We start from the raw sequence: 13,506 nt of genomic DNA, 5'->3' as shown, positions 1-13,506 counted from the left end.
TATTCATAATGGGCCCGTTCTGGCAAAATATTCAATTCCTGTATTACTCTCAGTGGTTGCCTAGAGGATTTGATTGTTGTTACTATTTTCAGAACGACAGGCGGATACGTACAATTGTACATATTGTCTCCATTAATGAACTTTACTCCACATTGGGATAATTTTAATGACAAAAAGAATGCTAGGCTACCACCCCGCTCACTACCTGGTTGCCTGGGCCGTCCATGCTTTTACCGCCAGCGCAGCGTGCTTTGGCCTTTTAACGTTAGCCAAAATTTACCAGCATGATTATGTACAGGCTTTATGGTTCATGGCGGTGACCGTTGTCATTGATGCTGTCGATGGAACGTTGGCGCGACTGGTCAGGGTGAAAACCGTATTACCGAATATTGACGGTGCCTTGCTCGACAATATTGTCGATTACCTCAACTACGTCATCACACCCTGCTTTTTCCTTTTCGTTAAACCGGATATGCTGGCTGCTGATATCAAATTGTTAATCATTGTGGCCATCACCATTGCCTCGTCCTATCAATTTTGCCAGTCGGATGCCAAAACACCCGACCATTTTTTTAAAGGCTTTCCCTGTTATTGGAATATCGCTGTGTTTTATATGTTTATCTTTAATACCGCCATGTCTACCAATGCCATTATTCTCACCCTCCTGTGTATTCTGATCTTTGTCCCCGTTAAATACGTTTACCCGTCGCGGCTTGACTACTTAACCCAATCCAAAACACTTAAAACCATGATGCACAGTTTTTCGTTGATTTATGGCATCAGCTCCGCCCTGATATTATGGAACTACCCTGAGATTAATCCGGTGAATCTGGCTGTTTCGCTGGGTTATGTCATTATGTATCTGGCCTTAAGCGTCTACAGGACCTATTCCCCGATGATCATTTCCCGCATGTCTGCGCATAAAGAACGATAGAATCATTCACATTTGCCTAAAGACTGATTAATATAATGCGTTTTCAATGTGAGGATTGAGGTGAGTATGTCTGTTTACCGTTGTATGTTTACCCTGTTGGCTACCTGTTTGTCGATAAGCACCCTGACGCATGCCGAGGCGTTTCCCCATGGTTGCGAAGTCAGCGGTTTTGGTTACAGTAATTACCATTTGATTGTTAACGAAACCGGTGATCAGGCCTTTTATCTCATTCAAAACCGCAGCGACAGAACCATTGAATTGCAACGCATTGAAACACGGGAAGTGTTCATGAGCCCCCCCCTGACGGCTAAACTGGAACCCGCCAATTGGGCCGCCTTTGCTTCCGACATTCGGGAGATGCATTTCCAATGTTTCTATACCGAAAATGAAAATACGGCGAAAGTAAATTGCCGCGATGTACTGGATGTATGCCAATATCCTCGAGTTAAATTTGCTCTGAGTAATATGGGAAATTACTGGGTATCTACTAATAAATCACAACGACAGGTCATTAACGATGCCGCCGCAAAAGGAATTTACTTACGATGGTAAGGTACCTATCAGTACCCATACTAAATTATTCGTGCTACTCGGCATTCTAGGTAGCATTGTTTCGCTTCTTGGACTGATTAAAATACCGGCGCAATTGTATTTTGTCGCCGGCTCCACTCTCCTGCTATTTACCGCCCTTCATTTCAAGCTGGTTTACTTTATCGCGTTGGAATTGATCTTAATTGCTGGACACGGTGCTATTCTCTTAGGCATTGGCCCTGCCCTGCAATTCGCCATCCCTATCCTGCTTTGTGTGCAATTATTATTTTTTTATTATTTAAGTGGCCAGTTAACCAATTTATTTATTTTGATAGGCATAGCCGGCATAGCGCTGCTGTCTATAGGTCTGGCCTATGAAAATCAGTGGGTTTTTTTTTGCGGCGGTAGTGCAGTAGCCTGCTATGCGTTTTACAATGCATCCAGCAAAAGGGCCTCTTTAATCTGGGCCATATTGAACTGCTTCTTTGCTCTGATTGCAATCCTGAAAATTGCTTTTTAATTCTGGAGATTTTATGGCTAAAACACCTTCCACCATGTCCCCACTGGGTACTCAGGCCCCCTTTTTTTCTCTAACCGACGTGGTAACCGGTAACACGATCAATCTTGCACAGGATCCCAATGCCAAAGCCACTGTGATTATGTTTATCTGCAATCATTGCCCTTATGTAAAACACATAAATAAGGAATTAACCCAACTGGCCAATGATTATCTGTCCAGACAAATCCGTTTTTATGCCATTAATTCCAATGACGTGGCTAATTATCCCGATGACTCACCAGATAACATGAAACGAACTGCGAAAACAGAGCAATACCCCTTCCCCTATCTTTTCGATGAAACCCAGGAAGTAGCCAGAGCTTATCAGGCCGCCTGCACGCCTGATTTTTTTGTCTATGACAATAAACTGTTATTGATTTACCGAGGCCAGTTTGATGACTCACGGCCAGGAAACGCAATCCCGGTTACAGGCGATTCTATCCGTACCGCTCTCGATTGTGTGCTTAGCAATCAAGCAGTGAGTGAGACACAAAAGCCGAGTTTAGGATGTAACATCAAATGGAAAGCCTGATGCCTGAATTTAAATTGTGTTTTTATGTACCTGAAAGCCATCTGCAACAAGTCAAGCACGCCTTGTTTGACGCTGGCGCGGGCAAGCTGGGTCAGTATGATCAAACCTGTTGGCAAACCGTGGGCCAGGGTCAATTTCGCCCCTTGCCAGGCGCAAACCCGACTCTGGGTGAAAAACTGACTCTGACGTATGTCACCGAAGTCAAAGTGGAAATGCTGTGCGAGGAGCACTGTTTGCGTGAAGCCATCGCGGCGTTAAAAAAGGCCCATCCTTATGAGGAGCCAGCGTACGATATCGTAAAGCTTGAGCAATTAAAATAAAAAAGCCTGCATCAGCAGGCTTTTTCTATTCATGTATCACCTTATTTTGCGGCGACCACCTGAATTTGCAGCGTAGCAATCACATCGCTGTGAACATGCACTTCAACCGTGAAATCACCCACGGAGTGGATAGGACCTTCTGGCATAACGATTTCACGTCGGCTGATTTCGATTGAGCGCTCGACCAAAGCATCCCGGATTTCATTGACACCGACAGAACCATACAGCTTGCCTTCATCACTGGCCATTGCAGAAATAACCAGCGTGATATCATTCAGCTTGGCTGCCCGTTGTTCAGCAACAGCCTGTGCCTGTTGCGCTTTCTTTTCGAGCTCGGCACGACGTTGTTCAAACATCTGAATGTTTTCCTCTGTAGCAAATACTGCTTTGCTTTGTGGAATCAGAAAGTTTCTGCCAAAGCCGTTTGCAACATTCACTTTATCGCCCAGCTTGCCTAAATTTCTAACATTTTCTAATAAAATAACTTGCATCTCTTACCCCTTGTTCTGATTTTCGCCCGCTAAAAACAAGCGGCGCGCTCTCAAATTAAATAAACTATCGATTGATCCAAACAAAACATACACTGGCAGCATGATGTACGGCACCACAACAATGGGGATCAGTAATAATACCCATAACGCGAGCCGACGCTTTTGAGCCAGTAGGCTGAGACTTAAACTAATCCCAGCCGCCATCAGGTAGACAAAAAATAATGGTAAACAACTTAATAACACGGGACTGTGCTGGTAAACACCATAAAGGCATACCAGAAGCAAAACTACCGCGGCACTGCTGGCACGAAAGGCCATGATTTCCCTTTTGAAACCACCAGGGTAAAAAAGCATGGACTGTACAGCGCGTGCGACTAACAGCGAAAAAACCGCTGATAACATGACGCTGATGGCCTTAATGCCTAACAAATAATTCGCAAGACTGACCTGATTTTCAGGCGGCTGATGTTCAAGCAGACTGGCAATAACATTTCCTTGATCAAGCGCTTTGAGCATATCCTGGACCATTTTATATTGGGCAAGCATAAACTCGGGAGCCAAGCTATGGACAAGAAGAATCATCACAGTCGCGAGACCAATCATAAAAACAGCAACTTTTTGCCAACTGGCTGTTGCTCGCAACAAGCAGGCACCCAGGTAGCAGGTCAGGCAGGTCAAGGCAATGGTGGCCAACAGGTACGGGCTTGAACTGGTCATCTCAGCCATGCAGAGAGAAACCGTCAAGCCAATGATTAAACATTGGCAACCAGAAGCCCAACCCTTGCGCAGGGTGACCAATGCCATGACAGACAAGGACACCCAGGCGGTAAACGGTATGACGGCCAATACAGCAGTCAAAAACCAGGCATATTTCTCATTTTGCAATAAGAAATGGCCCTGCTTTTGTAAAAATCCGCCCGTGAGTTTCATTGTTATCGATGACTATCGCAGTAAGGCAGTAAACCCAGGAAACGAGCGCGTTTAATGGCAATAGCCAGTTGACGCTGAAAACGGGTTTGAGTACCAGTAATGCGGCTTGGAACAATTTTACCGGTTTCGGTAATGTAGTTCTTTAACATGTTCAGATCTTTGTAATCGATTTCAAACGAATCTTCACCGCTGAAACGACACATTTTTTTGCGACGAGAATAAGCTGTCATAAATAGTTCCCCTTAAGCTGCTCGGTTATCTTTTTCTTTTTTCATTAACATGGATTCGGTTGTAATCGCATGTTTCTGGCTGATAATTAATTCACGCAGAATCGCATCGTTGAATTTGAATGCGTTTTTTAATTCATCAAGAGCAGTTTGATTACACTCGACGTTCATCAGAATGTAATGGGCTTTATGAACTTCTTTGATGGGGTATGCCAATTGTCTGCGGCCCCAGTCTTCCTTACGATGAATAGCGCCGCCATGCTTGGTGATGATCCCTTCATAGCGCTCGACCATCGCCGGAACTTGCTCACTCTGATCAGGGTGAACAAGGAATACAATTTCATAATGTCTCATGTATTTTCCTTATGGATAAAAGCCTTCTTTATCTGTAATAAAGTAAGGCAAGGTTTAAAAAAACGCTCGATTGTAACTGATTTGGGGAGTTATAGCAATCGAAAGGGCTGCAGCCGTCAAGGATTAACCATTAGCCACTTATTCTTCAATGGTTGCCAGCTGTGGGCAAGTCAAAAAGCACATACCCTACCCCGTTACCTCAGCCAATACAATCAGGAACAGGCGATAACCGTGATTTTGGTAAAAACTATTCACTTAAGCTTTAGTTAATATTCAGATGGTAGTTTGTGGCCTTTAAATAAACAAGAGTCTTTAAATTATGCCAACCCCATCTCCTCAATTAGAACAACTTCGTCAACAAATTTATGCAAGACATGACTACCTGAGAAATCATTTACTTTATCTTCAAGACATTGAAAATAATAAAATTTCAGAAGAAGATGTTAAGTCCTACCTGGGAGAAGTCTTTGAAATCCCTTTTGTGCAAAATAACGAACACACGATTAATCAGCTCATTCTGGTCATTCATGAAAAACTACAGTTTTATAGTAAATTATGGGAAGTTTCCGCAAGTGAAAATGAAGAACAGGCTTTTTCATTAATCAGTCTTTTAATTGAGCGGAATATATCGCACTGTGCAAAATTCAAAGCCATTTTAGCCTTAAAAAATATCCCGACTGAAATTAAAATCCAAGCTGCCTTTCATGACTTTGATCTTCTCACAGAATTTCAAAAACTGATTAAACCGCATCTTCCATCCTCTCATGCCACACTGAAGAGCCTCATTAAAATATCCACAAGCGAGAGCACCCACGCCATGCAAAAGGGGGATCGAAAAGAATTTAATAGCGCGGTCACAATAAATTGGGAACCCGCGATTAAAAAATTAAAGGCGTTTACCCAGCGCACAAACGTCGATTTGAAATCAGGTAAAACGAAAGGTCCTCGCCTGTCAAAACAGCAACTTGACTCCAAAACTGACGAACACATGTCGGAAATTGAAGGGGTGGATGCGAAGACCATGGCGGAATTACCAAAAGCGCTGCGTGCTTTAGCAAGCATCGTTGAGCGGGTAAAAGAGAACGGCAAGCCTAACCAGGATCCCGATGCTGTCATAGAAGAGAACGTTACATTATTTTTCAATGTGCAACCCTCGCTTCGTTTTTTACAGCAGCTTATTGATTCATGGGAAGGCACGGAAAAAGCCGCTTTGAAAACCAAAGCTGAGTCTGATGCTAAAGAAAAGGCAGTAAAATACTACCCTAAAATTTGGAGCAAAACCTCTACCGCTATCATTCAATTGCACAAACAGGCCGAAGCCTTGCTCGCTCAAATCGACGGCATCGATGTTGAGATAACGGATGAAGAACAGGACATGTTGACTGCATTCAAATACGAATTAGAAACCATTCAAAGTCAACTTGATTCACTAAAAAAAGAATGGCCTGAAGCCTGTCCGCAAAAAATCAAAAAAATTGATGATATCGATGAACTTGAATCCGATACTTACCACCAGCAAAAATCGTTGAAAAAACAATTAACCGGTCTCAAACAACAGATCACTGAAGCCGAAAAGCAAATTCGGACCAATTATGATCAACGCTTGGAGGCGATGATTAAAAAGAACAAGGAAGAATCTGAAGAAGTGGATAAAAAATCCCAAGCTTATTTACATGAAAAATCGGAAAATAACAAAGCGCGGCGAGATGAGATTAATCGCAAACGGGAAGAGAAGCAGCAAAAAAAGATAGTCGTCCACAAAGAAAATTTGCCATTTTTTAGCCCGGAATTTCAAGTAGACACCCATATGGAGCAGCTGTTAAAAAATTTAAACCCCAAACGCATAACATTATTAGAGGCTATTCTAAACAAAGATTCAAACATTAAAGCAAAAAAAGTGTATAAATTAATTGAACATTTAGGAGGCCAAATAGAAGAAATTGGCCATGGCAGCTCCCATAAACGTATTCGTCTCGGAAAATACTATGTGGAATTAATCAAACACAATGACGGCACGCAAACGACATCCTCATCGATGGCCACAGGCGGATTTTTCAAACAACATGGCAAGCAGCATACGTCCAGTACTTTATGCCCGTTTAATGTCAAACTCATCGCGGCAACGTTCGAACGCGCCAATATCACCCTGGCAACCATCCAAAAACTTAAAAGCACAGCACCAGCCATCGAAATCAGTCAATCAGCCACGATGATGACCATGGCATAAATAGTCAGTTACAGGCCACTCAATGGGTGGCCTGGCATTTATAAAAGCCAGAGAGGCTCAAAAACAAATAGACCTGAAAAATAAATTAACTCTTTGCCTAATTAACGCATTTAATAATATTTTTTTAAGATGTACATGAGTTATTATTTAAATGAAGGAAAATCATGACTAAAAGCATTGGGTAAGAACATGGTCAGAAAGAAAAGGAGGCTCTACCCCAGCCGCAAAGCTCACCTCTTGAAGGGGTATAGCAGATAGCCGGCGCGCGCCATTCAAGAGCGCCTCTTTTTAGTAGAACCTGGTAGAGCATCCTTGAAGAACCACGATTGCATTTAGCCCATTCATGCGATATAACAAACGAAAAAGCAAAGAAATTCGATATGGACATTATTAACGTCTCATTTGAAAAACCATTTACCGTCATGATTAACGGCGAAGCGATTGAAGTGGTTGTTTTTAAAACAATCGAAGATGGCAATATTAAATTTGGCATCAAGGCACCACGATCCGTGAAGGTGCATCGCGAGGAAATTTACCAGGCCATTAAACAAAAAGAGCAATTGCTTGAGAGCGAATAATCTGATTGCCGATGATGAGCGCTGCCTCTTTCCCCTGCTTGCGCTGGCACTGTTTCTTTCCTTCACCTCGCTTTTAGTTAATCATTTTTTCTTCCATTTTCATGGAAATAATTACTTCCCAAACGGCAGTTTTGGCATGGGCATATCCTTATTGCTCATGATGCTGGGCTGTCGATTACTGTTTTCAAATGAACACGTCAGCTATGTCCTTGCCCGTAAAGTTGTTTTGTTTTTTATTATTATGGCAACCTTGGCAACGATGACCAATGCTGCTCAATACACGCCTTTTTCGCCCATCGATAAATACTTGATTGCATTGGAGTCCCTGTTTGGTATCGATATGGCCAGCATTGTCGCCTGGACAGCGCAGCACCCCACCTTTAAACACCTGTTAATCTATATTTATGCCAGCATCGATTACCAATTGAGCTGCCTGCCGCTGATTATTATTTTTCTTCGTCAGTTTGATGTCGTCAACGAGCATTTTTTTCTGCTCGTATGCAGTTTTATCTTAGGATTTGGTTTTTACTATTTTTTTCCGACGGTGGCTCCGGCCAGCATGATATCCAGCCCCTATTTCTTTGCAGAGCAGCATGATACCGGCATTAAATTTATGGAAATACAAAGCCACAAAATCCCCTCCACCCTGTATGGCGGCATGGTTGCTTTTCCATCTTTTCATGCTTTGTGGGCCTGGTTCAGTGTGTATTTATGCCGACGGGTAAGGTTTTTATGCTTTCTGCTTTTACCGATTAATCTGTTGCTTGTGGCCTCCTGCGTCCTTCTGGGTTGGCATTATCCTGTTGATATTCTGGGCAGCGTTGTTTTAGCCGTGCTTTGTCACACGGCCTATTATTATTGTCAACGTCATCTGCTTAAGCGGAAATCTTAACAGGCATGCCGCTTGGTGATTGCAATTCCGTGCTGACGGCCGGCTTGTTGAGTGTTTTTTTAAGGGCATAGCCATTTAGTTTTTCCTGTAACAACGCCTGGAGATTGATTTTCTTCTCGTCAGTTAATCCAGGATGCACCTGGACATACAACTGGCCATTCATCAAACCCAATTTCAAGGGCTCATTCATTACCGTCACGCGCGTGCCCACAGCCACCATCTCAAATAATTGTTCAATGTCTTCCGGCATCATGCGAATACACCCTGCACTGACGCGTGAGCCAACCCCGTCGCGGCGATTGGTCCCATGGATTAAGTAAGTAGGCCAGCCTAATCTTAAAACATGGCGTCCGAGCGGATTGCCTTCGCCGGCAGGAAACTCATCCGGGATGGGGGTACCATTTTTTGCCGCTTCAGCCCTGACATTAGCGGTCGGATGCCACACGGGATCGCGCTCTTTGACCGTAACGCTGGTTTTTCCCGTCGGCGTATGCCACCCTTCCCGGCCAATACCGACTGGCATGGTCACGACCACATTGTCGCCTGGCGGATAGTAATAAAGGCGGTATTCTGCCAGATTAATCACAATCCCTTCACGAGGTCCTGGCGGCAGCAGGTATTGCGAAGGAATAATCAGACGTGTGCGCAAAGGCAGTGGCCGCAGCGGATCAACCTGAGGATTAACTCTAATCATTTCGAAATAACCCACATCATAACGAATGCCAACATCGCTTAAGGTTTCACCCGGTTCAGGAGAGGTGTATTGGATTTCTCCCACCATATCGCCTGACGCAGGAATAACAAAGGTCGTCGAAAACGCGGGATTGAAAAAGAATAAAAAACCAACACTCAGGAATAGTCGCAACATAGTAATAACCCGAATAATGAATAATGGCAGATAAAATCTGCCATTATTGAAAAACATGCTGTGGAATGAATTTTACAAATCGCTATTGGCTTTGAAACGCGACCCGTATTTGGACTCCAGTCGGGCAAACAGTTCATTGAGTTTGTCATGACCGAACTGTTTGGCATAATTCATAGGGCCACCACGGAAAGGTGCAAAGCCAGTTGCGAAGATCATACCGCCATCCAGCAGGTCGCTGTCAGCCACTACCCCTTCACGTAAGCAAGACGCGGCTTCATTGACCATGCGCAGAATCAAACGATTAGCAATGTCTTTGCCCGATTTATCTGATTTAACCGCGGGTTTAATGGGTTTACCGTTTTTATAGCGGTAGAAGCCCTCACCGGTCTTGCGACCAAGTTTGCCTTCTTTGACCATATCGCGCAAACGCTGCGGCACCGTACCCCCAAAATGGGCAGTGAGATTTTCAGCTACAGCCAGACAAACATCCATGCCCACCGTGTCGGCCAATTCAACCGGCCCCATGAACATGCCAAATTCTTCAGCCGCATTATCAATGGCTGCACCACTATACCCCTCCTCAATCAATTGCACGCACTCCATCAAGTACGGCATCAACACGCGGTTAATCAGAAAGCCGGGACTGGATTTGACTGGCAGGGGCAAGCGGTCAATCTGACCCACAAATGCACAGGCGTCCTGGACCACTGTTTTAGAACTTTTGGTGCTGCTCACGACTTCCACCAGCGCCATTTGAGCTACCGGGTTGAAGAAGTGAATACCAATCAAACGCTCAGGATGCTTCATTACCTGACTGATTTCATCCAGTGGGATACTGGACGTGTTGGTGGCGATAATGGCCGTTTTTTTGGCCTTTTCTTCTACCTGTTTGAAAATTGCCTGTTTCACCTCCAGGTTTTCAAACACCGCCTCGATAATGACATCAGCGCGGGCAATGCCGTGACCATCCGGATCAGGGATTAAACGATCAAGCGCTGCCTGAATCAGACGGGGTTGCTTGAGCTTTTTCTTATACAAGGCGTGTGCCCGGCCAATGGCTGGTGCAATCTGCTGATAGGATTTATCCTGCAATGTCACTTTTAAACCACGCAATGCACACCAGGCAGCAATGTCACCGCCCATCACGCCAGCACCAATCACATGCACATGCTCCGCTTTAAACTGGGAATCTTTCGCAAAGGCTTTCATGCGCTCGCGCAGCGAAAACACGCGAATCAAGTTTTTTGCGGTGTCGCTTTTGCTTACCAGTTGTTCGACCGAATCGACTTCCTTAAGGTAAGCGCGCTCGCCATGACCACCTTCTTTTTCCCATAAATCAATAATGGCATAAGGAGCGGGATAATGTTGTTTTTTCACCTTTTTCGCTAATTGATAACGCATCAGCGGCGACAACAACATACGAACCCAGGCCCAGTTGGACAGCGTCTGGAAGAATCGGGGTTTATGTTTGGCTGGCTTGTTTTTGATATAGAAAGTGGCCGCGCGCTTCAATTGACGCACAGGGACTACTTCGTCGACCATGCCCAGTTTTTTTGCCTTTTGTGCTGTAAGCGGTGCACCCGTTAAAATCACTTTGGAAATGGCATCAAACCCACCAATTAGGCGTGGTAGACGGACAGTGCCACCCCAACCCGGATGAATACCCAGCATCACTTCCGGCAGTCCCAAACGTGTACCCTGATCATCTGTTGCAATGCGGTAATCACAGGCCAAAGCCAGCTCCATGCCGCCGCCCATGCAAAATCCGTCAATCATGGCAACCGTAGGAATCGTCAAGGCTTCAAGGCGCGCAAAAACCGATTGCCCCTTCCTTAAAAAATCCACAGCTTCTTCTGCCGTATTGAATTTGGAAAAGGCATTGACATCAGCACCAGCTATAAAGCCCTTCTTTTTGCTGGAATAAATGACCAGTCCTTTCGCTTCATGATCGTTGGCCACTTCCTGCAACAGACTGTTTAATTCATTTAACACATCATCGTTTATGGTATTAACCGAGGTATCGTTGCGATTGATTGCCAACCAGATAATATGGTCGGCATCCTTTTTCATGTCCCAATGGTTGTAGTTATTCATTATTCGCTCACCTCAGTCACACGTTCGAGATACATTGCCCCACCCTGGCCGCCGCCGATGCAAATTGCGGCCATACCCCGGGTTCCCTTTGTCTGTTCAAGAGACTTTAAAACATGCAATACAATACGGGCCCCACTCGCGCCAATGGGATGTCCGGCAGCGATAGCGCCACCGTCTTTATTTAATTGATCCAGTGAGGGCGCTCCCAGAGCATGCTGCAAGCCCAGTTGGGTTTTGCAATAATCGTCATCATTCCAGGCAGCAAGACAACCCAATACCTGCGCTGCAAACGCTTCGTTAATTTCCCAACAATCGAGTTCTGCCGGCTTAAGATTATGCCGCTGTAAAATCGGTGTGGCAGCATGAACAGGCCCCAATCCCATCTGGGACGGATCCAGCGCAGACCATTGTGAATCGACAATGCGGCCAATCACGGGCAGTTTGTATTTTTTCACAGCCTCGGCACTGGCCAGTAACAACAAGCAGGCGCCATCCGTAATCTGGGAGCTGTTGCCCGCGGTGACCATGCCAAACTTTTTATCAAAAAAAGGCTTGAGTTTGGCAAGTTTTTCAACGGTTGAATCCGTTCGCATGCCATCATCCTGAGGATACACATGCCCTTTTTTATCAATGATGGGCATGACTTCGGTCATCCGGCCTTGTTCATAGGCCCTGGCCAGACGTAGATGGCTTTGTACCGCGAATTCATCCATTTGTTCGCGGGTAATACCGAAACGGTAAGCCACTTTTTCTGCCGTTTGTCCCATATTTAACCCAACGATAGGATCCGTCAGGCCGCGCAGCAAGGCGATAACCGGCGCCAGAAAAGAGGGGCGAAACTGAGTCACCAGGCCCAGACGCTGGCCTGTGCTTTTCGCAGAGAACCAGCGGCCTAGCCAGGAGGCCATTTTCTCATTGAATAATAGAGGCGCATGACTCATGGCATCTGTGCCTCCGGCTAACACCAAATTACTGCGGCCAGACGCGATTTGCATCGCGGCATTGTCCAGGGCCTGCATACCGGAAGCGCAATTACGCATGACTGTAAAGGCAGGCACTTTATCGCCACAACCTAAACGCAAGGCCACAACGCGGGCTATATTGGCTTCATCCGGCCCAGGCATCGCGGAACCAATGATGACTTCGTCCAGTTCGCTGGGGGAAAAAGGTTGGCGATTGAGCAAGGGAACACCCGCTGCCACCGCCAAATCCGAACCGGTAAAGGGTCCTACGTCCTTTGCTTTCAAGAAAGGCGTTCGATTGCCATCAACAACATAGACGGCCCTGCCCTGCAAATTTGATCGTTGCTCCATCATGCCTCCTGATACATGTCGTGCTGGTAACTGTCAGCAATTTTTTTAATTGATAAAAGATAGCAGTAATCCTAACTATTTGGAAATTTTGTTAAAAATTATTTTTATTTAAAATCAGTGTTGACGATAAACAAATACCTGCTATACTGCCGCTTCATTGGACGGAGAGATGGCCGAGTGGTCGAAGGCGCTCCCCTGCTAAGGGAGTATGGGAGAAATCCCATCGAGGGTTCGAATCCCTCTCTCTCCGCCAGACAGAACGACGCGCCCGTAGCTCAGTTGGATAGAGTATCTGGCTACGAACCAGGGGGTCGGAGGTTCGAATCCTTCCGGGCGCGCCATATAAATCAAAGAGTTACGTGAATTTTCGAGTGGTGTAAAAAAGGTGATGTAGCAAATTTGTAACACTTTTTTTACCCTGTCACGTTTCAAATCACCCATTTACTAATCCTAACGTGTTAATCCTACTCGCAGCCGCTTTCAGATGATCGCTTGATAAATGCGCATAACGCAACACCATTTCAAAACTTGACCATCCACCTAATAACTGAAGCTCTTGCAAGCTTGTTCCATTTTGCACATGCGGTAATCCCCCCATATTTAACTGACATCAAAAATAGAGGTTTAAGCAGCTACTAAAGCCAGCTTCTGCCTTG

Annotated in this window: 15 protein-coding genes, 2 tRNA genes and 1 pseudogene; 10 read left to right on the top strand and 8 right to left on the bottom strand. The window is 45.2% G+C overall.

The features are described 5' to 3' along the window. The first annotated feature begins 166 nt into the window (after nt 1-166). The 5 genes from pcsA to Lery_RS08840 all read left to right on the top strand — a co-directional run bounded on the left by pcsA (nt 167) and on the right by Lery_RS08840 (nt 2,876). A complete protein-coding gene (pcsA, locus tag Lery_RS08860; protein ID WP_058526902.1) occupies nt 167-934 on the top strand; it encodes a phosphatidylcholine synthase in 768 nt (255 codons plus the stop codon). A 66-nt stretch (nt 935-1,000) separates the two neighbouring features. After that, entirely contained in the window at nt 1,001-1,486 is a 486-nt protein-coding gene (locus tag Lery_RS08855) for a hypothetical protein (RefSeq protein WP_058526901.1), read from the top strand. Beyond that, nucleotides 1,452-1,985, top strand: coding sequence for a hypothetical protein (locus Lery_RS08850; RefSeq protein ID WP_065230279.1), 534 nt, complete (start codon nt 1,452-1,454; stop codon nt 1,983-1,985). Before Lery_RS08855 ends, Lery_RS08850 begins: the two co-directional genes overlap by 35 nt. Before the next feature lie 13 nt (nt 1,986-1,998). Further along, nucleotides 1,999-2,556: a thioredoxin family protein gene (locus tag Lery_RS08845; RefSeq protein WP_058526900.1), complete on the top strand. Its 558-nt coding sequence runs from the start codon at nt 1,999-2,001 to the stop codon at nt 2,554-2,556. Next, nucleotides 2,556-2,876 carry a YqfO family protein gene (locus tag Lery_RS08840; RefSeq protein ID WP_237759193.1) on the top strand — a complete coding sequence of 107 codons (321 nt, stop codon included), beginning with the start codon at nt 2,556-2,558 and terminating at the stop codon, nt 2,874-2,876. Before Lery_RS08845 ends, Lery_RS08840 begins: the two co-directional genes overlap by 1 nt. Nucleotides 2,877-2,917: 41 nt before the next feature. Here Lery_RS08840 and rplI read toward each other — a convergent pair whose 3' ends face one another. The 4 genes from rplI to rpsF are packed head-to-tail and all read right to left on the bottom strand — an operon-like array spanning nt 2,918 to nt 4,878. Further along, a complete protein-coding gene (gene rplI, locus Lery_RS08835) occupies nt 2,918-3,367 on the bottom strand; it encodes a 50S ribosomal protein L9 (protein ID WP_058526898.1) in 450 nt (149 codons plus the stop codon). A 3-nt stretch (nt 3,368-3,370) separates the two neighbouring features. Continuing rightward, nucleotides 3,371-4,297, bottom strand: coding sequence for a hypothetical protein (locus Lery_RS08830; RefSeq protein WP_058526897.1), 927 nt, complete (start codon nt 4,295-4,297; stop codon nt 3,371-3,373). Between the two features lie 2 nt (nt 4,298-4,299). Continuing rightward, nucleotides 4,300-4,527: a 30S ribosomal protein S18 gene (rpsR, locus tag Lery_RS08825; protein WP_058526896.1), complete on the bottom strand. Its 228-nt coding sequence runs from the start codon at nt 4,525-4,527 to the stop codon at nt 4,300-4,302. Nucleotides 4,528-4,539: 12 nt separating this feature from the next. Next, nucleotides 4,540-4,878, bottom strand: a complete 339-nt coding sequence (gene rpsF, locus Lery_RS08820) for a 30S ribosomal protein S6 (protein ID WP_058526895.1) — start codon at nt 4,876-4,878, stop codon at nt 4,540-4,542. Between the two features lie 319 nt (nt 4,879-5,197). On the opposite strand from rpsF, the gene Lery_RS08810 reads away from it, so the two are divergent. The 3 genes from Lery_RS08810 (at nt 5,198) to Lery_RS08800 (ending at nt 8,575) form a co-directional block, all read left to right on the top strand. Then, complete coding sequence (locus tag Lery_RS08810; RefSeq protein WP_058526893.1) at nt 5,198-7,105, top strand: coiled-coil domain-containing protein; 1,908 nt, start codon at nt 5,198-5,200, stop codon at nt 7,103-7,105. Between the two features lie 380 nt (nt 7,106-7,485). After that, nucleotides 7,486-7,683 (top strand): carbon storage regulator, encoded by a 198-nt coding sequence (locus Lery_RS08805; RefSeq protein ID WP_058526892.1) that lies wholly within the window; start codon nt 7,486-7,488, stop codon nt 7,681-7,683. Then, nucleotides 7,670-8,575 carry a phosphatase PAP2 family protein gene (locus tag Lery_RS08800; RefSeq protein WP_058526891.1) on the top strand — a complete coding sequence of 302 codons (906 nt, stop codon included), beginning with the start codon at nt 7,670-7,672 and terminating at the stop codon, nt 8,573-8,575. Before Lery_RS08805 ends, Lery_RS08800 begins: the two co-directional genes overlap by 14 nt. Here Lery_RS08800 and Lery_RS08795 read toward each other — a convergent pair. The 3 genes from Lery_RS08795 to Lery_RS08785 all read right to left on the bottom strand — a co-directional run bounded on the left by Lery_RS08795 (nt 8,559) and on the right by Lery_RS08785 (nt 12,850). Continuing rightward, on the bottom strand, nt 8,559-9,443 hold the full coding sequence (locus tag Lery_RS08795; protein ID WP_058526974.1) for a L,D-transpeptidase family protein: 885 nt from the start codon (nt 9,441-9,443) through the stop codon (nt 8,559-8,561). The two genes, Lery_RS08800 and Lery_RS08795, sit on opposite strands and share 17 nt — an antisense overlap. A 72-nt stretch (nt 9,444-9,515) precedes the next feature. Continuing rightward, entirely contained in the window at nt 9,516-11,537 is a 2,022-nt protein-coding gene (locus tag Lery_RS08790) for a 3-hydroxyacyl-CoA dehydrogenase NAD-binding domain-containing protein (protein ID WP_058526890.1), read from the bottom strand. Further along, nucleotides 11,537-12,850, bottom strand: a complete 1,314-nt coding sequence (locus tag Lery_RS08785; RefSeq protein WP_058526889.1) for an acetyl-CoA C-acetyltransferase — start codon at nt 12,848-12,850, stop codon at nt 11,537-11,539. The genes Lery_RS08790 and Lery_RS08785 overlap by 1 nt, the downstream gene beginning before the upstream one ends. A 163-nt stretch (nt 12,851-13,013) precedes the next feature. Between Lery_RS08785 and Lery_RS08780 the strand changes: the two genes are divergently transcribed. Further along, a tRNA-Ser gene (locus Lery_RS08780) sits at nt 13,014-13,103 on the top strand. A gap of 11 nt (nt 13,104-13,114) precedes the next feature. Next, nucleotides 13,115-13,191 (top strand) — tRNA-Arg (locus Lery_RS08775). Nucleotides 13,192-13,310: 119 nt separating this feature from the next. Here Lery_RS08775 and Lery_RS15705 read toward each other — a convergent pair. Continuing rightward, nucleotides 13,311-13,448: pseudogene (locus Lery_RS15705) on the bottom strand (hypothetical protein); the annotation flags it as partial. Nucleotides 13,449-13,506: the final 58 nt, after the last annotated feature.

The sequence above is a fragment of the Legionella erythra genome (genome assembly GCF_001467615.1).
Lineage (GTDB): Bacteria > Pseudomonadota > Gammaproteobacteria > Legionellales > Legionellaceae > Legionella_C > Legionella_C erythra.
The sequence above is the reverse complement of the archived record's forward strand: the minus strand, read 5'-3'. Positions and strand labels throughout refer to the sequence as shown.

Bases quoted from the DNA above. Each gene is read 5' to 3' on its own strand.
- rpsR (WP_058526896.1), bottom strand. From the start codon at position 4,527: ATGACAGCTTATTCTCGTCGCAAAAAAATGTGTCGTTTCAGCGGTGAA.
- Lery_RS08840 (WP_237759193.1), top strand. From the start codon at position 2,556: ATGCCTGAATTTAAATTGTGTTTTTATGTACCTGAAAGCCATCTGCAA.
- Lery_RS08790 (WP_058526890.1), bottom strand. From the start codon at position 11,537: ATGAATAACTACAACCATTGGGACATGAAAAAGGATGCCGACCATATT.
- Lery_RS08785 (WP_058526889.1), bottom strand. From the start codon at position 12,850: ATGGAGCAACGATCAAATTTGCAGGGCAGGGCCGTCTATGTTGTTGAT.
- Lery_RS08830 (WP_058526897.1), bottom strand. From the start codon at position 4,297: ATGAAACTCACGGGCGGATTTTTACAAAAGCAGGGCCATTTCTTATTG.
- Lery_RS08845 (WP_058526900.1), top strand. From the start codon at position 1,999: ATGGCTAAAACACCTTCCACCATGTCCCCACTGGGTACTCAGGCCCCC.
- Lery_RS08810 (WP_058526893.1), top strand. From the start codon at position 5,198: ATGCCAACCCCATCTCCTCAATTAGAACAACTTCGTCAACAAATTTAT.
- Lery_RS08855 (WP_058526901.1), top strand. From the start codon at position 1,001: ATGTCTGTTTACCGTTGTATGTTTACCCTGTTGGCTACCTGTTTGTCG.
- Lery_RS08850 (WP_065230279.1), top strand. From the start codon at position 1,452: ATGCCGCCGCAAAAGGAATTTACTTACGATGGTAAGGTACCTATCAGT.
- pcsA (WP_058526902.1), top strand. From the start codon at position 167: ATGACAAAAAGAATGCTAGGCTACCACCCCGCTCACTACCTGGTTGCC.
- rplI (WP_058526898.1), bottom strand. From the start codon at position 3,367: ATGCAAGTTATTTTATTAGAAAATGTTAGAAATTTAGGCAAGCTGGGC.
- Lery_RS08805 (WP_058526892.1), top strand. From the start codon at position 7,486: ATGGACATTATTAACGTCTCATTTGAAAAACCATTTACCGTCATGATT.
- Lery_RS08795 (WP_058526974.1), bottom strand. From the start codon at position 9,443: ATGTTGCGACTATTCCTGAGTGTTGGTTTTTTATTCTTTTTCAATCCC.
- rpsF (WP_058526895.1), bottom strand. From the start codon at position 4,878: ATGAGACATTATGAAATTGTATTCCTTGTTCACCCTGATCAGAGTGAG.